The organism is Aeromonas sp. R1-1, assembly GCF_040908495.1.
Classification (GTDB): Bacteria; Pseudomonadota; Gammaproteobacteria; order Enterobacterales; family Aeromonadaceae; genus Aeromonas; species Aeromonas veronii.
The window spans coordinates 1-24,665 of sequence record NZ_JBFODV010000189.1 but is presented as its reverse complement, the minus strand read 5'-3'; the positions used below and the strand labels follow the sequence as shown (position 1 = coordinate 24,665).

The following is a 24,665-nucleotide window of genomic DNA, read 5'->3' as shown; positions in this document are numbered from 1 at the left end:
CAGCGCACACCGTCAGAGAAAGCCGGCCTTGGCCAGGGTCTCCATGGTCAGGGTCGAGGCGCTGCTCTCCTGACTTTTCCCCATCATCAGCCGCTCCAGATAGCGGGCGATCTGATCCACCTCGAGGTTGACCTTGTGGCCCGGCTTCCAGCTGGCGATGGTGGTCTCCTGGGCGGTGTGGGGCACGATGGTCAGGCGAAACAGGTCCCCCTGCACCGCGTTGACGGTGAGGCTGATGCCATCCACCGCAATGGAGCCTTTCTCGGCGATATAGCGGGAGAGCTCGCCCGGCGCCTTGATCCAGTACTCGATGGCGCGGCCGCTGCTGGAGACGCTTTTCACCTCCCCTACCCCATCCACATGGCCGGAGACCAGATGGCCGCCGAGGCGGGAGGTGGGCATCAGCGCCTTCTCAAGGTTGACCCGATCGCCCACTCTGGCGGCGGCAAAACCGGTACGGGAGAGGGTTTCCAGCGACACGTCGGCGGTATAACTCTTGTCGCCCAGCGCCACCACGGTGAGGCAGACGCCGTTGGTAGCGATGGAGTCGCCCAGTTTGACGTCACTGAAGTCGAGATGCGGCGCATGGACGGTGAGGGCCATGTCATCGCCCTGACGGCGCAGCTCGGCCAGGGTTCCCACCGCTTCGATAATTCCGGTAAACATGCAGATCACCTTGCTGATGACGGGGGCTGCTTATGCCCCCTTGAACATTGATAAATCAGGCTATTTTGGCAGTAATGCGAATATCCTGGCCGACCATGCGCACATCCTTGATGGCGAGCTTGGGCGCCTGGAACAGCCGGGTCAGGCCCGGCAGATGGAACAGGCCGCGCCCTTCATCGCCCATCAGTTTGGGCGCCTGATAGAGCACCAGCTCATCCACCAGCCCTTTTTCCAGCAGAGCGCCGCACAGCCGCGGGCCCGCCTCGACCAGTACCGAGTTGACGTTCTGCTTGGCCAGCAGCATGAAGAGGCTGACCAGATCCAGCTTGCCATCCAGCAGCGGCAGCTCCAGCTGCTGCACCCACGAAGGCCACTCGCCGGACGCCTTGTGGCGGGCCAGCAGCACCGGGCTCTCGCTCTGGAATAGCGGCAGATCTGGGGTAAGCCGGTTTTGCGAATCGACGATGGCCCGCAGCGGCTGGCGCAGGGTCTCCTTGGGATAGCTCGCCTTCACCGAGGGGGGCAGCTCGTCCCAGCGCACGGTCAGGGAGGCACCATCGGCCAGCACGGTTTCAGCGCTGGAGAGCACCGCATCGTGACGGGCCCGCAGCCGCTGCACGTCACGGCGCGCATCCGGGGAGGTGATCCACTGGCTCTCGCCGCTCGCCATGGCGGTGCGGCCATCGAGGCTGGCCCCCAGCTTGACGGTCACCCGCGGGAAGGCGGTACGCATCCGCTTGAAAAAGCCCGGGTTGAGCGCTTCGGCTTCGCTCGCCAGCAGGCCGAAATCGGTTTTGATGCCCGCTTCGGAGAGCATACGCAGGCCACGCCCACCCACCTGGGGATTGGGATCGACCATGGCCGCCACCACCCGGGCGACGCCAGCATTGATCAGCGCCTCGGCGCAGGGGGGAGTACGACCGTAATGGGAGCAGGGTTCGAGGGTTACATAGGCGGTGGCGCCACGGGCGTTGTCACCGGCGGCGCGCAGGGCGTAAACCTCGGCATGGGGCTCGCCCGCCTTCTGATGCCACCCTTCGCCAACCACCACGCCATCTTTGACCAACACGGCGCCGACGCAGGGGTTGGGGGCCGTGGTGTAGCGGCCGCGGCGGGCCAGTTCGAGGGCCCGACTCATCCATTGGTAATCATCTTGACTAAACATTCGGGCTCCTTTGACAACACATCTCGACTTTACGCAGTATCGTAGGTTCGATTAGCGCAGCGTAATCGGACGCGGCAACATGGGTGAGAATGGCGGTTTACTTCTCCAGCTTGGCAATCTCTTCGCCGAACTCGCGAATATCTTCGTGTCCTGAGGTAGAGAGGGGCGAAGCGGATATCCACTTGCCCATCCGATACCATCATTTCTCCAATTTGGCGATCTCTTCACCGAACTCGCGAATATCTTCGAAGCTGCGATAGACGGAGGCAAAGCGGATATAGGCCACCTTGTCCAGACTCTTGAGCTCATCCATCACCAGATTGCCCACCAGCTCGGAGGCGACTTCACGCTCACCGGTGGCACGCAGGCGGGATTTAATATGGTTGACCGCCTTTTCGATGGCCTCCATGCTCACCGGCCGCTTCTCCAGCGCCCGCAGGATGCCGGCGCGCAGCTTGTCTTCATTGAACGGCTCGCGGGAACCGTTGGACTTGATGACGCGGGGCATCACCAGCTCGGCCATCTCGAAGGTGGTAAAACGCTCGTGACAGAGCAGACACTCACGACGGCGGCGCACCTGATGGCCTTCGGCCACCAGACGGGAATCGATCACCTTGGTATCAACCGCACTACAGAATGGGCAATGCATCGGACCTCCGGCGTTAATGGAACAGGGACCGGCCCGGCGGGCCAGGATCTAGGTCGGCCAGTGTAGCACGGCCATCCAAAACCGGTAAAAGCCAGAAAAAACAATGCCACCCGCAGGTGGCATTGGTCTCAAACCGGATGGTCTGACTTATCAGCCATAGACCGGGAAGCGGCGGCAGATATCCAGCACCTTCTCGCGCACGGTGGCCAGCACGGCATCGTTGTCGTGGTTGTCCAGTACGTCGCAGATCCAGTGGGTCAGCTCGATGGACTCGGCTTCCTTGAAACCGCGGCGGGTGATGGCCGGGGTACCGATCCGCACACCGGAGGTGACGAACGGGGAGCGCGGGTCATTGGGCACGGAGTTCTTGTTGACGGTGATGTTGGCTTTGCCCAGCGCAGCGTCAGCATCCTTACCGGTCAGCTCGCGACCGATCAGGTCAACCAGCATCAGATGGTTGTCGGTACCGCCGGAGACGATCTTGTAACCGCGCTCGATGAAGGTAGCAGCCATCGCCTTGGCGTTTTTCACGACCTGAGCCTGATAGGTCTTGAACTCCGGCTCCAGCGCCTCTTTGAAGGCAACTGCTTTACCGGCGATGACGTGCATCAGCGGGCCACCCTGACCACCCGGGAAGACGGCGGAGTTGAGCTTCTTGTAGAGCTCCTCGTCGTCAGCAGCGGAGAGGATCAGACCACCGCGCGGACCAGCCAGGGTCTTGTGAGTGGTGGAGGTAACCACGTGAGCGTGGGGCACCGGGTTCGGGTAGACGCCAGCGGCAATCAGACCCGCCACATGGGCCATGTCGACGAACAGGTAGGCACCGACCTTGTCGGCGATTTCGCGCATGCGGGCCCAGTCAACGATACCGGAGTAGGCGGAGAAGCCACCGATCATCATCTTCGGCTTGTGCTCGACAGCCTGACGTTCCATGTCGTCGTAGTCGATCTTGCCGGACTCATCGATACCGTAAGGCACGATGTTGTACAGCTTGCCGGAGAAGTTGACCGGAGAGCCGTGGGTCAGGTGACCGCCGTGTGCCAGGTTCATGCCCAGTACGGTGTCGCCCGGCTGCAGCAGAGCCATGTAAACGGCGCTGTTGGCCTGAGAGCCGGAGTGCGGCTGCACGTTGGCGTAAGTGGCACCGAACAGCTCTTTGGCGCGCTCGATAGCCAGGGTTTCGACCACATCCACATACTCGCAACCACCGTAGTAACGCTTGGAGGGGTAACCTTCGGCGTACTTGTTGGTCAGCTGGGAGCCCTGGGCCTCCATGACACGGGGGCTGGTGTAGTTCTCAGACGCAATCAGCTCGATATGCTCTTCCTGACGACGGGTTTCGTCTGTGATGGCCTGCCACAATTGCGGATCATAATTGGCGATGGTCATGTCACGTTTCAACATCCGTTTCTCTCCTGAAAATCGTTTGCGCGTTAGGTGAAGTGGGCGCGGGCATTGTAACGTGAGCTGGATCAAAGAGACAGTCCAACCACCTAAAAAATGTTGAATTTATGTTGTAAAAAGCAAGATTCCCTCCCCGTTCAATACCCTGGCCGCTCCGCCAAACGGCACATTTTTCATCTCGCTGCGGGCGGGCAAAACCCGAAGGGGATCACAACGCCCTCTTTATCCATCCTGTAACATATTAATTCGAAACAAATTTAATGATGATGGAGCTGATTGCAGCCATGCATCCGAGGGGCTGCACCTAACCGGAGGAGTTCAAGATGGACCATCTGCTGACATTCGTGATCCTGGCGGTCTTTTTTCTGTTCTACTGGGTCTACTACACCAGCCAACGCAAACATCTCCCCACCACCTCGTGGGAGCAGCTCCCCACCAAAGCCGACTATCTGGCGGCCCACCCTGAATCCGTCGATGGCGACATCATCTTCTGTTATCACTGCGGCCACCACGAGTTGCTGGAGGTAGGCATGGTGCACCTGACCGATTTTCGCCGGGAATGGGTCTGTGCCAAGTGCAAGCAGGTGCTGTTTCGCGAGAGCAAATAACGGCGCAGAGGCTGGCCACCCTCCCTAAACGCCGTACATCGCCAGCAGGGATCAGAACGGCGCATCCCTGTTGGCCACCAGCCACTGCTGCAACCCGCTCACCGCCGCTTCAAATTGCGCCCCGATTGTCGCAGGCTCCCCGCCTCCCGCCTCAAGAGCCGCGCAATGGCTGGCAAATTCGGTCACCCCCAGCGCCAGCGCACTCCCCTTTAGCTTGTGCGCCAGCTGACGTTGCTCACTTCCCTCATCCTGAGCCAACTTATCTACCAACACCCGCCCTTGCGACTCAAACAGCGCGACCAGCTGGCGGATCCGCGCCATGCCGAGCAGGGGCAGATCGGCGTCCAGCACTGGATTGGCCCACTCTGGCTGGTTAGTTGGGGGCACGGCCGCTAGCTGCGCTGGCTGCTCGATAGAGGCCCCTTCTTGCCGAAATAGTTGATCGATGGCGTTCGCCAGTACCGCCAGCCGCACCGGCTTGCCGACAAAATCGACAAACCCGGCGGCAAGGCAGTGGCGGATATCCTCCGGATACATCTGGGCCGAGATGGCGATGGCGGGCAGCGGCCGCTCATGCATCTCCTCGCTGATGGCGGCCAGATCCTCGCGCAGGGTCATGCCGTCCATATCGGGCAGATTGATATCGAGCAGCGCCAGCTCGAAGGGGCGCTCGGTCACCAGCGCCAGCGCACTGCGACCATCCTCCGCCAGGGTGACGCGATGGCCGAGGCGGGTCAGCATGCCGTGCGCCACCAACCGGTTGATCTCGTTATCCTCCACCAGCAGGATGTTGCGGGACTGGCCAAGGTGCAGCGGTTGCGCCTCGGCGGGCAATTGAGCACTCGAGCGTTGCAAGGGCAGGCTGAAGCTGAATTCACACCCCTTGCCCGGTTCGCTGGCAAGGTTTAGCTCGCCCCCCATGGCGGCCACCAGCTTGCGGCTGATCGCCAGTCCCAGCCCGGTGCCGCCCTGATGGCCTATATCACGCTTGCGCTGGCGAAACGCCTCAAACACCGCCTCCTGCTCATCGGCCGGAATGCCGGGGCCGGTATCGCGCACCACAAACCGGATGCAGGGCTCGGCGCAAGGGCCTTGGCAGGCAAGAGGCGCCACCGTCAGGGTAATCTGGCCACGGGCGGTAAACTTGACTGCATTACCGAGTAAGTTGCCGAGCACCTGGCGCAGCTTGCCCAGATCCCCCTCGACCACAGGCGCCAGCCCTGGCGCATATTCCAGCGCCAGGGTGACCCCCTTGGCCTCTGCCTTTGGCCGGAACAGCGCGCTGAGCTCATCCACCAGCTGGAACAGGGGGAAGGGCTCGCGGCGCGCCTCCACATGGCCCGCCTCTATCTTGGAGTAGTCGAGAATGTCGTTGAGGATCTCCAGCAGGGATTCGCCGCTGTGCTCGATGGCGGCCAGATAGCGCTGCTGGGTATCGCTCAGGTGGGTATCTTCCAGCAGCGTCAGGCCCCCGAGAATGCCGTTCATGGGGGTGCGGATCTCGTGGCTCATGGTGGCGAGAAACACCGACTTGGCGCGGTTGGCCTGTTCTGCCTCGGCGCGGGCCTGCCGCTGCTTCTCCACCTCCTCATTGAGCCGCTCGTTGGCGTGGCTGAGCTGGCCAGTGCGCTCCTCAACCCGCGACTCCAGCTCGCGCTGATAGCGGCCCAGTTCCACCGCATTGTCACGAAACACCTGCAGGGCCCGGCCCAGCTCCGCCAGCTCATCGCGCCCGGTGCTGGCGATCGGCTCAAGAGGGGCCAGATCCCCGCGCGCCAACCGGCTCATCCCCGCCACCGCCCGTTGCAACGGCCAGACGATCCGGCCGTAAACCATGCGCCACATCAACAGCATCAGCAGTAGCAGGGTGAGCAGGCCAATGGTCATCAGCGCCTGCTCCAGCAGCCTGAGGCGCTGGCTTAGCGCCTGCTGGCTCTGCCCCAACGAATCGCGGGCAAAGCTAACCAGCTCTCCGACCTGCTGGTTGAGGCTGCTCATCAGGGCTTCGTTGGCATTGGCCAGCACCCGCAGTGCCTCCCCCTTGCCGAGCCAGTCGCTGCGCAGTTGCACCAGCTTGTCGCTCTGCGCCAGCACGGTCAGCGCCTGCTCTACCGCCTGACGGCGGGCCGGATCGGTCACCGCCCCGGCCCGCAGTTGCAAGATAGCCAGCTCCCGCTGCCCCTCTTGCAACAGCGTTTGCAACTGTTCCTGTCGTTCGCTGCGCCACATCTCCTCGATACGCTGCTGCTGCATCAGGGTGCGATGACGCAGCTCGGTCATCTGCTCCAGCCAGTCGAGATCCTGCTCCAGCAGGCGGTCCAGCGTCCGGGCCGCCTGCGCACCTTGCTGTTGGTAGAGGGAACCCAATCCCGCCACCATCACGGTTTCGGCGTTCTCCATCTGGCTGCGCGCCAGCTCGGCGATCTGTCCGGCCGCCGCCACCAGACGGGCCCGCTGCGCCTCCCCCTGCGCCATCAGGGTCAACCTTTCCCCCACCAGCCAGCCCTGCTGGCCCAGATTGCCGATGATGCTCTGACTGAGCTGATCGAGGCTTGTTGAACCCTGCCCACGGCCAAGTTGCGCCAGCACCTGTTGCAGCTGTTGCCCCTGCAGGGTGAGCAGGCGTCCCTGATGCTCCCGCTCCTGCTCGCTGGTTGCGGTGGCCAGCAGCCGTGACGCGCTCTGGATCTCGCCGCTGAGACGAGAGAGCGTGCGGGCCAGCTCCTGATCGGCCAGAGTCTGCTGCACCCCTTGCTCCAGCTGGCGCAGATGGCTAAGCCCCACCCAACCCAGCAGGGAGGCACTCAGTGTGAGTAATGCCATCAAGGAGAAGGCCAGCAGCAACTTGCCACCCAGGCCGGAAAAGATTCTCACGGGAAGTCCCTTGGTTGTGGTCGGCTTTGACCGGATAATATGGCCCAACACTTTAACAAAACCCCTGGCCATGCGAAGCGTCTATCTCTCCCCGTTGTTGCTCATGTGGTTGCTCACGCTGCCTCGCGCCGCCCTCGCCTTTGCGGTCGATATCTGGCCCGGCGGCGAATTCAGCGGCCAGCCGGTGCGCCAGCAGTGGCCGGAACCCGCTGCCGCAACCAAACCGCTGACCCTCTGTGCCCTCTACCCCCATCTGCGCGACGCCTACTGGCTCTCGGTCAATCAGGGCATGGTGGACGAGGCGAAGCGGCTGGGAGTCAAGCTGCAGATCCACGAAGCGGGGGGTTACGGCGCCCTCGCCGAGCAGCGCCAGCAGTTGCAGCGCTGCGTGCAGGAAGGGAGCGATGCCATCTTGCTCGGCGCGGTGAGCTATCAGGGCCTGCGCGAGGCCATCAAGGCCACGCCGCTGCCGCTCTTTGGTCTGGTCAACGATCTGCCCAACGGTCTGGTGCAGGCCAAGGTGGGGGTCTCCTGGTACCAGATGGGCTGGCAGATTGGCCACTGGCTGGCGCAGCGTCACCCCACCGGCAGCAAGCCGGTCTCGGTCGCCCTCTTCCCCGGCCCGCAGGCGAGTGGCGGCAACAACTTTGTCGAACCGGGCTTTGCCGACGCCATCAAGGGGAGCGCCATCAAGCTGGTCACCACCGAGCGCGGCGACAACAGCCGGGAAATCCAGCGCACGCTGGTGCAGCAGACCCTAGCCCGCTATCCCGACCTCGACTATCTGGTAGGAGGCGCCATCGCCGCCGAAGTGGCGGTCAACGAGCTGGCGCAGCGCCATCTCGACAGGCCCCGGGTGCTGAGCACCTACTTCAGCCACGGGGTACAGCGGGGCCTGCGCCGGGGCAAGATCCTGGCCGCCAACAGCGATCAGATGCGGCTGCAGGGGCGCCTTGCGGTCGCTCAGGCGGTCTGCCTGCTGCAACACCCTGATGCCAATGCCGAGCAGTGCCCGCGGGTGATGGGGCCACCCATTCTGACGCTGTCTGCGCCGCTGGCCGATCCCGCAGATTCCCTCTCGGAGGGCGCTTTTCGCCCCGTCTATCGGGTCGAATAGCCGTTCCAAATCCAATCAGCCCACTCAAGGAGAAGAGATGAAAGAGTTACATGCCAGCTGCCTGTGCGGCGCCGTCACCCTGACCCTGCCGGATCAGTTCGACTATATGGGGAACTGCCACTGCAGCGAATGCCGCAAGTTTTCAGGGGGAGATTACGCCTCGGTCGGCGGACTGGATGGCAACAAGGTCACCATAGTGAAGGGAGAAGAGGCCATCGGCCGCTACCGGAAATCGGCAGAGACCACCCTGGCCTTCTGTCGTCACTGCGGTTCCAGCCTGTTCAGCCAGAAGAGCAGCAGCGGCAAGATCAATCTGCGGTTGGGGGTACTGGACGACGTGCCGAGCCAGCGACCCGCGTTTCACATCTTTGTCGGCTCCAAGGCGCCCTGGCACCAAATTGGCGACGACTGCCCGCAATTTGATACCCGCCCGCCGGTCTGATACCCGGTCAAATAGGTCAAGGCCGCCGCAACGGGATCAGGAGGCTATCTCGCCGGCAAACAGATAGCCTTCACCATGGACGGTGACAAACAGCTGGGGATCCCGTGGATCCGCTTCCATCTTGCCGCGCAGCCGCCGGATCAACACGTCTATGGTGCGATCGCTCGGGCCATCGCCGCGATGGCTGATGAGGGTCAGGATCCGCTCCCGACTGAGCACCCGTCCGGCATGGGCGACAAAGGCCACCAGCACTTCATATTCGGCCTTGGTCAGACGCACCGGCACTCCGTCCTTGCTGAGCTGGCGGCGGGGAATATCAAAACGCCAGGGGCCAAAGCGCACCGCATCGTCAGCCACCGCAGGCTCGCTCGGCGCGGCGGCCGCCAGCGAGATCCGCCACAGCAGATTCTTGACCCGCACCAGCAGTTCCCTGAGCTCGAACGGCTTGGTGACATAGTCATCGGCCCCCATCTCGAGGCCGACAATCCGGTCCACCGCATCGCTGCGGCCGGTGACCAGAATGATCCCCACCGTGCTGCGCGCCCGCAGTTCACGGGTCAGCAGCAGACCATCTTCCCCCGGCAGGTTGATATCCAGCATCACCAGATCGACCGTCTGCTCCGCCAGCACGGCGCGCATCTCCTGGCCGTTTTCGACCGCCGTCACCCGATAGCCCTCCCGCTCGAAATAGCCGGTCAGCTTCTCGCGGGTAACCGCATCATCTTCAACAACCAGAATGTGGTAGCTCATGGGCAGGGTTCACGATGGTCGACAAGGGAGGATTATTCTATTCACATTTTGTCATAAATACCCCTATTTCATTAATTTGTGGCGGCAACCCTGTTCACAACGCCTCCCTATCATGGCTCCCATCAAAAAAGTGATGTGAGAGAGCATGATGAAAAAACTGTGGCACTTCCTGCGCACCCCCAGCCGCCGCTGGTCGGTACTGGCGCTGCTTCTGGTGGGCGTCGGCGTCACCCTCGCGGGCACCGTCGGCCTGCACTATGGCTTTGAGAAAACCAGCAGCCTCGAATTCTGTATCTCCTGCCACTCCATGAAAGACACCGTCTATCCGGAGTACAAGGAGTCCATCCACTTCAAGAATGCCTCAGGGGTACAGGCGGTCTGTACCGACTGTCACCAGCCGAAGGACTTTGTCGGCAAGGTGGCCCGCAAGATGGAGGCGGCCAACGACCTCTATCAGGAGTACATAGGCCACAGCATCGACACCCAGGAGAAGTTCGAGGACCGGCGCCTGCATTTGGCCGAGAAGGTGTGGGCACGGATGAGCAGCCAGAACTCCAAGACCTGCAAGTCCTGCCACAGCTACGACAACATGGATCACGCCAAGCAGTCCCCGGCGGCCGCGCTGGCGATGAAAGACGCGGCGGCGAAGAACATGAACTGCATCGAGTGCCACAAGGGCATCGCCCACGAACTCCCCAACATGGCGGGGGGCTTCCGGGCCACTTACGCCACCCTGGTCAACGACGCGCAAGAGGCGCCAGCCGCCGAGACCCTCTACAACTTGGGTGAAAAAGATCTCTACGCCAGCGAGCAGAGCAGCGACCCGGTCGGCAAACTGCTGCCTGCCTCCCGCATCGACGTGGTGGACCGCAGCGGCGATCGCCTCAAGGTGACCATCGAAGGGTGGCGCGAGAGCGATGGCAAGGGCAGGGTGCTGAGCGAATACATGGGCAAGCGGGTCTTCGTCGCCACCATCCGTGATGAACTGAAAGCGAGCGAGAAAGTGCTCAAACAGGAGACCGACAGCGCCACCCATATCAAGTGGGAGCAGGTTCAGGTGCAGGCCTGGGTCGATGGCAAGGGCTTTGAGTCCTCTCTCAAGCCGATCTGGGATTACGCCGGCGAGATGTACAAATCCACCTGTAACTCCTGCCACGGCGCGCCGGATCCCGCTCACTTCACTGCCAACGGCTGGATCTCGGGGCTCAAGGCGATGTCTGCCTACTATCGCCTGAGCAAGGAAGAGGAGCGCACCCTGCTCAAATACCTGCAAAACCATGCCGCCGATACCGGTGGTCAGGGCAGCCACTAAGTCCGGATTCGAAAGAGGAATAACAAGATGATCAATATTTCCCGTCGTGGTTTTCTGGGTGGCTTGCTGGCCAGCGGTGCCTCTGCCCTGATCGGCCCCTCCCTGCTCGGTCGCGCCGTGATGGCTGCCGAGTCTGGCGACAAGCTGGTGCAGTCCGGCTCCCACTGGGGCGCCTTCCGTGCCCGGGTGGTCGATGGCCGCTGGGTCGAGACCCTGCCGTTCGAGCACGACAAGCACCCCACCGACATGCTCAAGGCCTTGAGTGAAGTGGTCTACAACCCCTCCCGCATCCGCTACCCCATGGTGCGACTGGACTGGCTGCGCAAGGGCCACCAGTCCGACACCAGCGAACGCGGCCAGAACCGCTTCGTGCGGGTCACCTGGTCTCAGGCGCTCGATTTTTTCTATCACGAGCTGGAGCGGGTGCAGAAGACCTATGGCCCGAGCGCCCTCTATGCCGGCCACTCCGGCTGGCAGTCGGTGGGCAAGCTGCACTCCGCTGGCGCCATGCTGGGGCGTGCCATGAACCTGCACGGCACCTATCTGGCCAAGGCCGGTGACTACTCCACCGGTGCCGCCCAGGTGATCCTGCCCCACGTGGCGGGCGCCATGGAGGTGTATGAACAGCAGACCTCCTGGCCGCTGGTGCTGGAGCACAGCAAAACCATCGTTATCTGGGGCTCCGATCCCATCAAGAACCTGCAGGTTGGCTGGCTGGTGCCGGATCACAGCGTCTACGACTACTGGGCACAGCTGAAAGAGAAGGTGGCCAAGGGCGAGATCCGGGTGATCAGTGTCGATCCGGTCAAATCCAAGACCCAGAAGTACCTCAATTGCGATCAGGTGACCCTGAATCCGCAAACCGACGTGCCGCTGATGCTGGGCATCGCCCACACCCTCTACAGCGAGAAGCGCCACGATGAGGCGTTCCTGAAGAACTACACCACCGGTTTTGACAAGTTCCTGCCCTATCTGCTGGGTACCAGCGACGGTCAGGTGAAGGATGCCGAGTGGGCCGCCGCCATCTGTGGCGTACCAGCCGAGACCATCCGCGAGCTGGCCCGCGCCATGAGCAGCGGCCGCACCCAGCTTATCGGCGGCTGGTGTGTGCAGCGCATGCACCACGGCGAGCAGTACGCCTGGATGCTGGTGGTACTGGCCTCCATGCTTGGCCAGATCGGCCTGCCGGGGGGCGGTTACGGCTTTGGCTGGCACTACAACGGAGCGGGCACCATCACCTCCAGCGGCCCTATCATGTCAGGTTTCAGCTCGGTCATTCCCGGCGTTAAACCACTCCATGACGGCGACTGGAAGGGCTACTCCAAATACATTCCGGTGGCCCGTTTCGTCGACTGCATCCTCAATCCGGGCAAGCAGATCGCCTTCAACGGCCAGACCATCACCTACCCCCATATGAAGATGGCGGTGTTCTGCGGCAACAACCCGTTCCACCACCAGCAGGATCGCAACAAGATGGTCTCGGCCTGGCGCAAGCTGGAAACCGTGGTCAGCATCGATCACCAGTGGACCGCCAGCTGCCGCTTCGCCGATATCGTGCTGCCCGCCACCACCACTTATGAGCGGGATGACATCGAGCAGTGGGGTTCTCATTCCAACGCGGGCATTCTGGCCATGTACAAGGTGATGGAGCCGCTGTTCGAGGCGCGCGATGACTACGACATCTTCGCCGACCTCTGCCGTCGCTTCGGTCGTGAGGCCGAGTTCACCGGTGGCAAGAGCAAGCTGGAGTGGATCCAGAGCATCTATGACGACGCCCGCCTGCAGGGCCGCGGCATCGGCATTCGTCTGCCCCGTTTCAGCCAGTTCTGGCACGGCGAGGGCTTCGTCACCTTCCCGGCGGGCCAACCCTGGGTGCGCCACGAGTCGTTCCGTCAGGAGCCGGATCTGGAGCCGCTGGGCACCCCGTCTGGCCTTATCGAGATCTACTCCAAGACCATCGCCGACTACGGCTATGGGGATTGCCCGGGCCATCCGGTCTGGATCGAGCCCTACGAGCGCTCCCACGGCGGGCCGGGCAGCAAACAGTACCCGCTGCACCTGCAATCCTGCCACCCGGACAAGCGGCTGCACAGCCAGCTCTGCTCCTCCGACAACTACCGCGCCACCTACACGGTGCAGGGTCGCGAACCTGTCTACATGAATCCGCAAGATGCCAAATCCCGCGGCCTCAAAGACGGCGATCTGGTGCGGGTGTTCAACGGCCGCGGTCAGGTATTGGCTGGTCTGGTGGTGAGCGATGATTACGCCCCCGGCGTGGTGCGCATTCAGGAAGGTGCCTGGTATGGCCCGCTAGAGGGTGGCAAGGTGGGGACTCTCTGTACCTACGGCGATCCCAACGTGCTGACCGCCGACATCGGCTCCTCCAGCCTGGCGCAGGCCACCACGGCCCACACTGCGCTGGTGGAGATCGAGAAGTTCCGCGGACAGGCACCCGCCATCACTGCCTTCGGCGCGCCGGAATCGGCCAAGGGCATCGACCCCATGTTCCCGGCACTCTGACCCCGGGGGGACGAAAGCGCCCCCTTGAGTTTCCTTTATTTTTAAAGTCGTTAGAATCGGGAGCCATCAAGGCTCCCGATTGCCATCCACGGAGGAAAAATGCAGGAATTTATGGCTACCAGCGAACGCCGGGCCGAACTCTACTGGTGGTTCTCCACCCTGTTCGCCGCCGAACTCAGTGATGAGCAGATCGCCGAATATGACACCTATGATGTGCGAAGCTTCCTGAAAAGCCTCTCCACCCTGGATCCGATGCGCGAAGCCGTGGCCGAACTCAACGAGGCCATCGCCCGCCTGCTGGTGCGCCCGGATCGCCAGCTGGAACTCGCCGCCGACTTCGCCGGGCTGTTTCTGGTGGATCCCAAACAGGGCGCCCTGCCCTATGAATCGCTCTACCGCGGCGAGGCCAAGCTGCTGATGCAGGCCCCGATGGCCGAGATGCAGGCCCGCCTCGATCGCCTCGGCATCAATGTCAGCGATAAATACAAAGAGCCTGCCGATCATCTGGCCATCGAGCTGGATCTGATGGGCAATCTCATCATCCGTGCGGCGGAAGCCAAGAGCGCAGCCGAGCGGGAACGCTGGCTCGACGAGCAGGAAGCGCTGCTGCACGGTCATCTGCTGGGGTGGTTCGACAAGTTCGAAAGCGCCTGTCGCGCCGCCGACCAGTTTGGCTTCTACGGCGCCAGTGCCCGTCTGCTGGGGGTCTTCCTCAAGATGGATGCCAACTACCTCTCTCTGGTCAAACCGGCACCGTCTGCCGACTGAGGCCGCGATGAAGACAGCCCTGCTTCTGATTGCATGCTGGCTGCTGGCCCTGATCCCGCTGGATCAGGGCATTACGCCCCTGATCGCGCTGCTGTTCAACCCTGATCGCGAGCTCTACGGCACCGCCCAGCTCACCGGCTTTGCCGGCATCCTGCTCACCCTCTACCTTGCCAATCTCGGCGTCGAGGTGGTGTTGCGCCGCCGCTTCCAGATTGCCGGCATGCTGGCGCTGCTGGCCGCCTGGATCGACTTCATCAACAGCAGTGGCAGCGAGTCGCACTTCCTGCTGCTCTATCTGCTCGCCCTCCCGTTCCATCTGATCGGCTGGCTGGTACTGGTGCGCGGTATTCAGGCGTTTGGTCGCCAGAAGGGATAACCACTCGCCCCCTTTTTCCATCCTTTTTATCAGGTTTTTCTGCCTATTCTTGCCGTCAAAACAACCAGATAACTCCGCTTGACTCCCGGCCAAACAGTTCGTGCCATACTGACAACTGATGCAAGTGATAAAACAATCAATGCCGAGGTCATCATGGATGGGAAGCCTTTCAACGCCGACACCGAGGCAATGTTGACCCAGCTGTCAGATCACACCGTCTTGGAACAGCTGATGGATAATGCCCCTCTGGGCATCGGCGTCTTTGACTGCGAATTTCGCTACCGTAAAGTCAATCAGGTGCTGGCCGACATCAATGGCAAGAGCATCGAGGAGCATCATGGCAAACACCTCAGAGAGGTGGTTCCCAAGCTGGCACCGACGCTGGAGCCCATGTTTCAGCAGATCATGCGCAGCGGCATGCCCTACGTGGATATCGCCATCACGGGCCAAACCGCGGCGTACGACAGCAGCTCCCGCCGCTTTCAGGCCACCTACAGCCCGATGCGTGATGAGAAAGGGGAGCTGAACGGCATCCTCGCCATCGTGCGGGACATCACCGAGCAGTACGAAACCGAACAACGCCTGCAACTGGCAATGCGAGCGGCCCAAATCGGGGTGTGGGAGTGGCACGTGGCGGAGGACAGATTACTGTTCGACGGCCAGATTGAGCCGCTGCTGGGTATCGAGGCCAACCAGTTCCACGGCGGGCTGCAAGCGTTCGTCGACTGTTTTGAACCGGAATCCGGCAGCCAGCTCAAGGCCGCCTTGCAAAGTCATGACCCCATCCATCTCACCCTGAGCTACCTCACCGCTCTCAACGAGCGCCACTGGGTCGATATTCATGCCGACCATGTCCCCGCCACCGAGTCGGTCGGCCACCGGGTCATGGGAGTCATTCACAATGCCACCGCCCGCCGCCGTCAGGAAGAGCGACTTCATCAAGCCAACGTGGTATTCGATACCACGGCCGAGGGGATCATCATCCTCGACAGCGAGCACCATATTCTGTCGGTCAACCCGGCCTTCACCATGCTGACCCAATACAATGCCGAGGAGGTGATAGGCCGCACCCCGGATATCATCATGCATCCCAGGCGCTACACCGACCTCGACTATCCCTGGTATCACCTGCGCCCCGGCAACAACGCCTGGCATGGCGAGATGGTTTGTCTGCGCAAGGATGGCAGCTACTTCTCCTCCTGGCAGCAGATCAGCGCTGTCTATGACAACTTCAACAACACCACTCACTATGTGATCGCCCTTTCCGACATCAGCGCCATTCGCAAGGTGGAGGCCGAGCTGAATCACCTTGCCTATCACGATCCCCTGACCGAGCTGGGCAATCGTCATCTGTTGCAGGAGCGGCTGGCCCTTGAGCTGAAAACCGCGCAGCTCAATCGCAAACGGTTGGGGCTGCTCTTTATCGATCTGGATGGCTTCAAGCTGATCAACGACAGCCTGGGCCACGGAGTTGGCGATGAGCTGCTCAAGCGGCTGGCAGAGCGGATCCGCGGCTGCCTGCAGCACAACGATCTGGCGACCCGCCTCGGGGGAGACGAGTTTCTGGTACTGATCCCCTATCTGGAGGAGCCTGACGAGCTGGCAACCCTCGCCAATACCCTGCTAACCGTGTTGCGTGAACCGGTTGAGCTGGCCCATGAGCTGGTGGCGATCTCGGCAAGTATCGGTATCGCCATCTATCCGGATCATGCAGACAGCCCGGAAACCCTGGTCAGCGCCGCCGACAGCGCCATGTACGAGGCGAAAAGTCAGGGGCGCAACGGATTCCAGTTCTATACCCCCTGCATGGCGGCTCGAGCCCGCGAGCGGATGCAGATTGAGCAGGGTCTGCTCAAGGCCCTTGAGCTCGAACAGCTCTGCATCTTCTATCAACCCATGACCAATCTGGCCAACGGCCACCTGAGTGGACTGGAAGCCCTGCTGCGCTGGCAGCACCCCAATGAGGGGATGATAGCGCCGACCCGCTTTATTCCGGTGGCAGAGGAGTGCGGCCTGATCGAGAAAATTGGGGAGTGGGTGATGCGCAACGCCTGCGAGCAGGGACAAAACTGGCTGGCCGCCGGACTGCCGGTGCCTCGCTTGTCAGTCAACGTCTCGGTGCGGGAGATGCGCTCCCCGGGCTACGTTGAACGGGTCGCAGCCATCCTGGCCGAGACCGGATTTCCGCCAGAACGGCTGGAGATTGAAGTGACGGAGAGCATCATCCAGCGAGTCGAACAGAGTCTGGATCTCTTTACCCGCCTGAAAAATCTCGGCGTGCAGATTGCCATCGATGACTTTGGTACCGGCTTCTCGTCACTGAGTCTGCTCAAGACCCTGCCGATCGATCGCATCAAGATCGACCGGGCGTTTGTGCAGGCATTACCGGAAGACAAGAACAGTCGGGAGCTCTGCCGCACCATCATCAATCTGGCCGACAGTCTGGATATGGAGGTCACCGCCGAAGGGATTGAAACCAAGGCACAACACGCCTTCTTGCAGTCACTCAACTGCGGCGAAGGACAGGGTTATCTGTTCAGCAAACCACTGCATGTAGAACAGATGCACGAACGCTTGGATTGCCAAAACGTTCAACATTAGCGATACCAAGGAAACAAACGGCCAATCAAACTACTTTCCAAACGTCAAGGTAGGAACACCACCATTATCCCGGTCATTGGCCATGCGAGTGAGCGGTGAGTCGCCAGAGTAGCGGGATCCTGGCTCACTGAGGGAAAACTTGGTTCCCGACTTTTTGTCCTGCCATGCATGACCAAGCTGATCAGCAACCCGCTCCCGCACAGTCTGTGAAGGCTCCTGGTGTGTAATCGCAAACTCTTTGGGAGGCTTGTCTGCAAGAACAGTCGTATCAAACTGCCACAGGGATGCACAGAGCAATAGAGAGAACATAACTACCTCCATCCATCGAAGTCCTCCTTTTTACCGACTCACTGCGTGAGTGTCACCCATAACCCTGTAACCAAATGTTGCTGTCTATCCAAAAGTCTAATTGCCCCCATCAGCCAAAGGTATAAGTTGTTACTTAATTATTAAAAGTATGTATTCAAAGGAGTGAGTGATGAGCGAGAGCAAGGTCTACCCGGTCAAACCCCACATCAGCAGCAATGCACTGCTCGACAAGGGCGACTACGCCGCCATGTATCAGGCCTCCATCGAGGATCCCGATACCTTCTGGGGAGAGCAGGGAAAAATTCTCGACTGGAGGAAACCCTATACCAAGGTCAAGAACACCTCCTACGATCCGGGCCATGTCTCCATCAAATGGTTTGAAGATGGCCAGCTCAACGTCTCGGCCAACTGTCTCGATCGCCATCTCGCCGAACGGGGTGACAAGGTCGCCATCATCTGGGAAGGGGACAACCCCGCCGAAGATCGCAAACTCACCTACCGCGAGTTGCACAGCGAAGTGTGCAAGTTTGCCAACGTCTTGAAAGCACAAGGGGTTCACCGCGGCGACGTGGTCTGCCTCTACATGCCCATGGTGCCCGAAGCCGCCATCGCCATGCTGGCCTGTACCCGCATCGGCGCGGTACACAGCATCGTCTTCGGCGGCTTCTCGCCAGAAGCGCTGGCCGGTCGCATCATCGACTCGGGCTCGCGCATCGTGATCACCGCCGACGAGGGACTGCGTGGCGGCCGTCCGGTACCGCTCAAGAAGAATGTGGATGAAGCGCTCACCAACCCGGAAACCCAGATCAACAAGGTGATCGTGCTCAAGCGCACCGGCGGCAATGTCGCCTGGCACAACCACCGCGACATCTGGTGGCATGAAGCGACCGCCGCCGTCAGCAGCGACTGCCCGCCAGAGGCGATGAACGCCGAAGATCCGCTCTTTATCCTCTATACCTCCGGCTCCACCGGCAAACCCAAAGGGGTGCTGCACACCACAGGCGGCTATCTGGTCTATGCCACCCTAACCTTCAAATATGTGTTCGACTACCACGAAGAGGACATCTACTGGTGTACCGCCGATGTGGGCTGGGTTACCGGTCACTCCTATCTGGTCTACGGGCCGCTCGCCAACGGTGCCACCACCATCATGTTCGAAGGGGTGCCCAACTACCCGGCCACCAACCGCATGAGTCAGGTGGTGGACAAGCACCAGGTCACCATCCTCTATACCGCCCCAACCGCCATCCGCGCCCTGATGGCCAAAGGCAACGAAGCGGTCACCGGCACATCACGCCAGAGCCTGCGCATCATGGGTTCGGTGGGTGAGCCCATCAACCCGGAAGCATGGGAGTGGTATTACCGCACCATTGGCGATGAGCGCTGCCCCATTGTCGATACCTGGTGGCAGACCGAGACAGGCGGCATCCTGATTAGCCCGCTGCCCGGCGTTACCGATCTGAAACCCGGCTCTGCCACCAAACCCTTCTTCGGGGTGCAGCCGGCGCTGGTCGACAACATGGGCGAGCCGCTGGAGGGGGCCACCGAGGGCAATCTGGTGATCACCGACTCCTGGCCGGGCCAGATGCGCACCGTATTCGGCGATCACGAGCGCTTCGAGCAGACCTACTTCTCCACCTTCCCGGGCCGCTACTTCACCGGCGACGGTGCCCGTCGCGACGAGGACGGCTACTACTGGATCACCGGTCGGGTGGATGATGTACTGAACGTCTCCGGCCACCGCATGGGTACCGCCGAAATTGAATCGGCGCTGGTGGCCCATCCCAAGATCGCTGAAGCCGCGGTGGTGGGGGTGCCCCACGAGATCAAGGGTCAGGGTATCTATGCCTATGTCACCCTGATCGCCGGAGAAGAGCCGAGCCGTGAGCTGCACAAAGAGGTGAAGGAGTGGGTGCGCAAGGAGATCGGTGCCATCGCCACGCCGGATGTCATTCACTGGGCGGAGGGGTTGCCGAAGACCCGTTCCGGCAAGATCATGCGCCGCATCTTGCGCAAGATCGCCACCGGCGAGACTGACAGCCTGGGGGATATCTCCACCCTGGCGGATCCGGGCGTAGTAGACAAACTCATCCGCGAGAAGTCGGAAGCAGCCTGATCCCGCTTCGTTTGTTGCTCAACAAAGCCGGCCCTGTGCCGGCTTTGTCGTTTCTTATCTGCCAGCAAACAGCAAGGTGGCAGCGACGAAGTATCTCAGGCCGAAACGTGCAATAAATAGCCAGATGTAGAGATTAGACCAGTAAAATGCTGCTAATTTTCACGAAATCAATATAATTGCGAAATCTGTGTGCCAGGGCACACCGATTTGCGCAGAAAATGGCTAGATTTCTGGTAGTCCACAAGATAGCTGATAGATAGCAGCATTATCATCGAGGATGTACTCAATATGTCGCAAAATCACCGAATCCTCCTGCTCAACGGACCAAACCTGAATCTGCTGGGCAAACGGGAACCGGGTATCTACGGCAGCAAGACGCTTGATGAGATCGTCGCCGATCTGAAGCTTAACGCCAGCGAACTCGGTGTCACTCTGGAACATCTGCAATCCAATGCCGAACATGAGTTGGTCGGCCGCATCCATCAGGCCATGGGCCAGGTGGATTTTATCATCATCAATCCAGCCGCCTTCACCCACACCAGCATCGCCATTCGCGATGCGCTGCTGGGTGTCGCCATCCCTTTTATCGAGGTTCACCTGTCAAACGTCCATGCCAGGGAGCCGTTCCGTCATCACTCCTATCTGTCTGATGTCGCCAAAGGGGTCATTTGTGGTCTGGGGGCCGATGGCTACCAATTCGCTTTAACCGCGGCCGTGCACCATCTGCGCGCGGCTTGATAATCACTGATCAGATAAAGAAGAAAGAGAATGCTAATGGATATCCGCAAAATCAAGAAGCTGATTGAACTGGTTGAAGAGTCCGGCATCGCCGAACTGGAGATCTCCGAAGGTGAAGAGTCCGTTCGCATCAGCCGCAACTTCTCCGGTCAGGTGACCACCGCCATGCCGCAGATGATGATGCAGCAAGCCGCTCCGGTTGCCACACCTGCCGCTGCCGCCCCGGTTGCCGCTGCACCGGCCGCCGATGCCGCCCCGAGCGGTCACCTGATGCGCTCCCCGATGGTTGGCTCCTTCTACCGCTCCTCCAGCCCGGATGCCAAGCCGTTCGCGGAAGTGGGTCAGCAAGTTAATGTCGGCGACACCCTGTGCATCGTCGAAGCCATGAAAATGATGAACCAAATCGAGTCTGACAAGGCCGGTGTGATCAAAGCGATCCTGGTTGAAAATGGTCAGGCCGTCGAATTTGACGAGCCGCTGTTCATCATCGAATAAGGGAAATCGCCACCCATGTTGGACAAAGTAGTCATCGCCAACCGCGGTGAAATTGCCCTGCGGATCCTGCGCGCCTGTAAAGAGCTCGGGATCAAGACAGTGGCCGTTCACTCCACCGCCGACCGGGAGCTCAAACATGTGCTGCTGGCCGACGAATCCATCTGTATCGGCAGACCGGCCAGTACTGAATCCTACCTCAACGTCCCGGCCATCATCGCCGCCGCCGAGGTAACCGGTGCCGTGGCCATCCACCCGGGTTACGGCTTCCTCTCCGAGAACGCCGATTTCGCCGAAGTGGTCGAAAAGTCCGGCTTCATCTTCATCGGCCCGCGCGCCGAGACCATTCGCCTGATGGGTGACAAGGTCTCCGCCATCGAAGCGATGAAGAAAGCGGGCGTACCGTGTGTACCGGGCTCTGACGGCCCCGTCGATAACGACGCCAAGCACAACGCCGCCATTGCCAAGCGCATCGGCTATCCGGTGATCATCAAGGCCGCCGGTGGCGGTGGTGGTCGCGGTATGCGCGTGGTGCGCAATGAAGCGGAACTGGCGGGCGCCATCGCCCTGACCAAATCCGAAGCAGGCCAGTTCTTCAAGAACGACATGGTCTACATGGAGAAGTACCTGGAAAACCCGCGCCACATCGAAATTCAGGTGTTGGCAGACGGCCAGGGCAACGCCCTCTATCTGGGCGAGCGTGACTGCTCCATGCAGCGTCGCCACCAGAAAGTGGTGGAAGAGGCGCCGGCACCGGGCATCACCGCCGAAATGCGCAAGTTCATCGGCGAGCGCTGTGTGCGCGCCTGTATCGAGATCGGCTACCGCGGTGCGGGTACTTTCGAGTTCCTGTACGAGAACGGCGAGTTCTATTTCATCGAAATGAACACCCGTATTCAGGTTGAGCATCCGGTCACCGAGATGGTCACAGGTATCGATCTGATCAAGGAGCAGCTACGCATCGCCGCCGGCCAGCCCCTGTCGATCACCCAGCAGGATATTCGCATCCGTGGCCATGCCATCGAGTGCCGGATCAACGCCGAAGATCCGGCCACCTTCATGCCCTCTCCGGGTCTGGTGCAGCGCTTCCACGCGCCGGGTGGTCTGGGCGTGCGTTGGGACTCCCACATCTATGCAGGTTACAAGGTACCTCCCCACTACGATTCGATGATCGGCAAGCTGATCTGCTACGGCGAGAATCGTGACATTGCCATCGCCCGCATGCGCCATGCACTGGACGAGCTGGTGGTGGAAGGGATCAAGACCAACGTACCGCTGCAAAAAGAGATCATGAAAGACGAAAACTTCCAGCACGGTGGCACCAATATCCACTACCTGCACAAGAAGTTGGGTCTGTAAGGATCGCTTGATAGAGACCTGATGATATTGCACGGTGGCAGTACCAACGCCCACTACCTGCGCAAGAAGTTGGGTCTGTAAGGATCGCTGATAGAGACCGGACTTCCGGTGGAAGTCTGCTCCGCAAGGAGCCTCTGCTGAAAAAGGGCCATGGCGACATGGCCCTTTTTTGTTATCCTTGCGCCCCTCAAATTTGTCGGAGGCCAAGGTGAACCGTTTTGCTCTCGCCCGCCGGGAAGCAGCTTTCTGCCTGCTGCTGACCCTGCTCTACTTCTTTGCCTGGTATGGCACCGCCTATTTTATCCCAGTCCATCTGGAGCTGTGGGACATCCCGCTCTGGTTCCTGCTCAGTTGCATGGTGATGCCGCTCATCTTCATCATCCTCTGCGCCCTGATGGTCAATCGCCTCTTCGTGGATATCCCGCTCGATACCCACGCCAGCCCGCAGAAGGAGCACCCCCGTGAATCTTGAGTTGATGCTGCCGCTTGTCATCTATCTGGTGCTGGTGCTGGGGGTGGGTTTTTGGGCCAGCCGTCATCGCGCAGAAGGCAACTTCGTGCAGGAGTACTTCATCGGCAACCGCAGCATGGGCGGGCTGGTGCTGGCGATGACGCTAGTGGCCACCTACACCTCGGCCTCCTCCTTTATCGGTGGGCCGGGCGCGGCCTACAAGATCGGTCTGGGCTGGGTGTTGCTGGCGATGATCCAGCTGCCCACCGTCTGGCTCACTCTGGGGGTGCTTGGCAAGAAGTTCGCCATCATCGCCCGCCGGGTCAATGCGGTGACCATCAACGACATGCTGTGGGCCCGCTATCAGAGCAAGGCGGTGGTGATCCTCGGCTCCGTTACTATCATCCTCGCCTTTATCGCGACCATGGTGGTGCAGTTTATCGGCGGCGCCCGCCTGCTGGAGACCGCCACCGGCCTCTCCTACCAACAGGGGTTGATGCTGTTTGCCAGCTGCGTGCTGCTCTACACCATCATCGGCGGCTTCCGTGCGGTGGTGATGACCGATGCCCTGCAGGGGATCATCATGCTGATCGGCACCGGCGCCCTGCTGGCGGGGATTCTGGTTGCCGGTGACGGTCTGCCGAACCTCATCCACCAGCTCAGAGAGATCGATCCCAAATTGGTGAGCCCGCAGGGGGCCGGCGACATGCTGACCCAGCCCTTTATGCTTAGCTTCTGGATCCTGGTCTGTGTCGGGGTGGTGGGGCTACCCCACTCGGCGCTGCGCTGCTTTGGCTATCGCGACAGCAAAGCGCTCCATCGCGGCATTCTGATCGGCACCGTGGTCAGCGCACTGCTGATGTTTGGCATGCATCTGGCGGGCGCCCTCGGCCGCGCCATCCTGCCGGGCATGGACAGCCCGGACAAGATCATGCCTTCCCTGATGATGGAAGTGCTGCCCCCCTGGCTGGCCGGGGTCTTTCTGGCGGCGCCGATGGCGGCCATCATGTCCACCATCGACTCCCAGCTGATCCAGGCTTCCGCCACTCTGGTCAAGGATCTCTATCTCAACTATCTGAGTCCAAAGCAGGAGAAGCTGGAAGTGCGCATCCCCCGCCTCTCCCTGCTCTGTACCCTGATCCTCGGCACTCTGGTGCTGCTGGCGGCGTTGCAACCGCCCGAGATGATCATCTGGCTCAACCTGCTCGCCTTTGGCGGTCTGCAGGCGGTGTTCCTCTGGCCGCTGGTGCTCGGCCTCTACTGGTCGCGGGCCAACGGCCCGGGCGCACTGGCAAGCATGGTCAGCGGCATCGTCAGCTATGGGGTACTGAGTCAGTGGGGGCTCAAGCTGGCTGGCCTGCACGCCATCGTGCCAAGCCTCACGCTGGCGCTGGTGGTCTTTATCACGGTCAGCCTGCTGACGGCACCGCCATCGCGGGAAGTGCGCGAGCTTTTCGGGCAGAAATAATAAAAATATAAATTAGGGGTTCCAAAACTATCCCCAAATAGGTGTTTTCCGGTTAAACTGTGCGCCAAGTCACAGAACGTAGCCGCTGTATGCCCGTTAAAGCCACTCGACAAGTCGTTACTCAAGCCCTGCAGCGGCTCGGTTATGCCCTGCTGCTGCCCGTCTCCATCCTGCCGATGGCGGCGCTGATATACCGGCTTGGTCAACCCGACGTGCTCGATTTGGCGGTGCTCTCCCTCACCGGTCAGGCGATCTTCAGCCAGATGCCGCTTATCTATGCGGTGGCGATCGCCTTTGGCCTGAGTCGGCAGGAGCTGGGCGGACAGACGCTGGCGGGTGCGGTCAACTTCCTGCTGCTCAGCACCGCCTTCAATACGCTGGCTCCCAACCTGCACGCCGACATGATCTGCGGCCTGCTGGCGGGGCTAACCACTGCCATCATCTACCCCTGGGTTCACCAGCAAACACTGCCCCGCTGGC

21 protein-coding genes are annotated in these 24,665 nt (G+C 61.0%); 15 read left to right on the top strand and 6 right to left on the bottom strand.

The window, feature by feature from the left end; genetic code table 11:
* Positions 1–12: 12 nt before the first annotated feature.
* The 4 genes from AB5Y92_RS11905 to glyA form a co-directional block, all read right to left on the bottom strand.
* Positions 13–666, bottom strand: coding sequence for a riboflavin synthase (locus tag AB5Y92_RS11905; protein ID WP_047438140.1), 654 nt, complete (start codon positions 664–666; stop codon positions 13–15).
* A gap of 55 nt (positions 667–721) precedes the next feature.
* Positions 722–1,831 (bottom strand): bifunctional diaminohydroxyphosphoribosylaminopyrimidine deaminase/5-amino-6-(5-phosphoribosylamino)uracil reductase RibD, encoded by a 1,110-nt coding sequence (gene ribD, locus AB5Y92_RS11900; protein WP_368226846.1) that lies wholly within the window; start codon positions 1,829–1,831, stop codon positions 722–724.
* A gap of 199 nt (positions 1,832–2,030) precedes the next feature.
* Positions 2,031–2,480: a transcriptional regulator NrdR gene (nrdR, locus tag AB5Y92_RS11895; protein ID WP_005338880.1), complete on the bottom strand. Its 450-nt coding sequence runs from the start codon at positions 2,478–2,480 to the stop codon at positions 2,031–2,033.
* A 150-nt stretch (positions 2,481–2,630) separates the two neighbouring features.
* Complete coding sequence (glyA, locus tag AB5Y92_RS11890) at positions 2,631–3,884, bottom strand: serine hydroxymethyltransferase (protein WP_005338884.1); 1,254 nt, start codon at positions 3,882–3,884, stop codon at positions 2,631–2,633.
* Positions 3,885–4,207: 323 nt separating this feature from the next.
* Here glyA and AB5Y92_RS11885 point away from each other — a divergent pair, with 323 nt between their 5' ends.
* Positions 4,208–4,492: a hypothetical protein gene (locus AB5Y92_RS11885; protein ID WP_368226845.1), complete on the top strand. Its 285-nt coding sequence runs from the start codon at positions 4,208–4,210 to the stop codon at positions 4,490–4,492.
* Between the two features lie 51 nt (positions 4,493–4,543).
* Here the strand turns inward: AB5Y92_RS11885 and torS are convergent, their stop codons facing one another.
* Positions 4,544–7,366, bottom strand: a complete 2,823-nt coding sequence (torS, locus tag AB5Y92_RS11880; protein ID WP_368226844.1) for a TMAO reductase system sensor histidine kinase/response regulator TorS — start codon at positions 7,364–7,366, stop codon at positions 4,544–4,546.
* 70 nt (positions 7,367–7,436) lie between these two features.
* Between torS and torT the strand changes: the two genes are divergently transcribed.
* A complete protein-coding gene (torT, locus tag AB5Y92_RS11875) occupies positions 7,437–8,483 on the top strand; it encodes a TMAO reductase system periplasmic protein TorT (RefSeq protein WP_368226843.1) in 1,047 nt (348 codons plus the stop codon).
* 37 nt (positions 8,484–8,520) lie between these two features.
* Positions 8,521–8,925, top strand: coding sequence for a GFA family protein (locus AB5Y92_RS11870; protein ID WP_005358434.1), 405 nt, complete (start codon positions 8,521–8,523; stop codon positions 8,923–8,925).
* Positions 8,926–8,961: 36 nt separating this feature from the next.
* On the opposite strand, the gene torR is transcribed toward AB5Y92_RS11870, so the two are convergent.
* A complete protein-coding gene (torR, locus tag AB5Y92_RS11865; RefSeq protein ID WP_042080622.1) occupies positions 8,962–9,675 on the bottom strand; it encodes a two-component system response regulator TorR in 714 nt (237 codons plus the stop codon).
* Positions 9,676–9,820: 145 nt separating this feature from the next.
* On the opposite strand from torR, the gene torC reads away from it, so the two are divergent.
* The 12 genes from torC to AB5Y92_RS11805 form a co-directional block, all read left to right on the top strand.
* Positions 9,821–10,987 carry a pentaheme c-type cytochrome TorC gene (gene torC, locus AB5Y92_RS11860; RefSeq protein ID WP_080771394.1) on the top strand — a complete coding sequence of 389 codons (1,167 nt, stop codon included), beginning with the start codon at positions 9,821–9,823 and terminating at the stop codon, positions 10,985–10,987.
* A 27-nt stretch (positions 10,988–11,014) separates the two neighbouring features.
* Positions 11,015–13,507 carry a trimethylamine-N-oxide reductase TorA gene (gene torA, locus AB5Y92_RS11855; RefSeq protein WP_368226842.1) on the top strand — a complete coding sequence of 831 codons (2,493 nt, stop codon included), beginning with the start codon at positions 11,015–11,017 and terminating at the stop codon, positions 13,505–13,507.
* A 99-nt stretch (positions 13,508–13,606) separates the two neighbouring features.
* A complete protein-coding gene (gene torD, locus AB5Y92_RS11850) occupies positions 13,607–14,275 on the top strand; it encodes a molecular chaperone TorD (RefSeq protein ID WP_368226841.1) in 669 nt (222 codons plus the stop codon).
* Positions 14,276–14,282: 7 nt separating this feature from the next.
* Positions 14,283–14,651 (top strand): hypothetical protein, encoded by a 369-nt coding sequence (locus AB5Y92_RS11845; protein WP_005358420.1) that lies wholly within the window; start codon positions 14,283–14,285, stop codon positions 14,649–14,651.
* Positions 14,652–14,840: 189 nt separating this feature from the next.
* Entirely contained in the window at positions 14,841–17,252 is a 2,412-nt protein-coding gene (locus AB5Y92_RS11840) for an EAL domain-containing protein (protein ID WP_368226855.1), read from the top strand.
* Between the two features lie 478 nt (positions 17,253–17,730).
* Positions 17,731–19,677, top strand: a complete 1,947-nt coding sequence (gene acs, locus AB5Y92_RS11835) for an acetate--CoA ligase (protein ID WP_368226840.1) — start codon at positions 17,731–17,733, stop codon at positions 19,675–19,677.
* A gap of 288 nt (positions 19,678–19,965) precedes the next feature.
* Positions 19,966–20,415 carry a type II 3-dehydroquinate dehydratase gene (gene aroQ / locus AB5Y92_RS11830; protein ID WP_368226839.1) on the top strand — a complete coding sequence of 150 codons (450 nt, stop codon included), beginning with the start codon at positions 19,966–19,968 and terminating at the stop codon, positions 20,413–20,415.
* Between the two features lie 36 nt (positions 20,416–20,451).
* Positions 20,452–20,910 (top strand): acetyl-CoA carboxylase biotin carboxyl carrier protein, encoded by a 459-nt coding sequence (accB, locus tag AB5Y92_RS11825; protein WP_368226838.1) that lies wholly within the window; start codon positions 20,452–20,454, stop codon positions 20,908–20,910.
* 15 nt (positions 20,911–20,925) lie between these two features.
* Positions 20,926–22,266, top strand: coding sequence for an acetyl-CoA carboxylase biotin carboxylase subunit (gene accC, locus AB5Y92_RS11820; protein ID WP_005338910.1), 1,341 nt, complete (start codon positions 20,926–20,928; stop codon positions 22,264–22,266).
* A gap of 208 nt (positions 22,267–22,474) precedes the next feature.
* A complete protein-coding gene (locus AB5Y92_RS11815) occupies positions 22,475–22,738 on the top strand; it encodes a DUF997 family protein (RefSeq protein ID WP_346196946.1) in 264 nt (87 codons plus the stop codon).
* Positions 22,728–24,185 (top strand): sodium/pantothenate symporter, encoded by a 1,458-nt coding sequence (panF, locus tag AB5Y92_RS11810; RefSeq protein ID WP_368226837.1) that lies wholly within the window; start codon positions 22,728–22,730, stop codon positions 24,183–24,185. The genes AB5Y92_RS11815 and panF overlap by 11 nt, the downstream gene beginning before the upstream one ends.
* An 89-nt stretch (positions 24,186–24,274) precedes the next feature.
* Positions 24,275–24,665: PTS transporter subunit EIIC (locus AB5Y92_RS11805; protein WP_368226836.1), on the top strand; the 391-nt coding region annotated here is incomplete at its 3' end.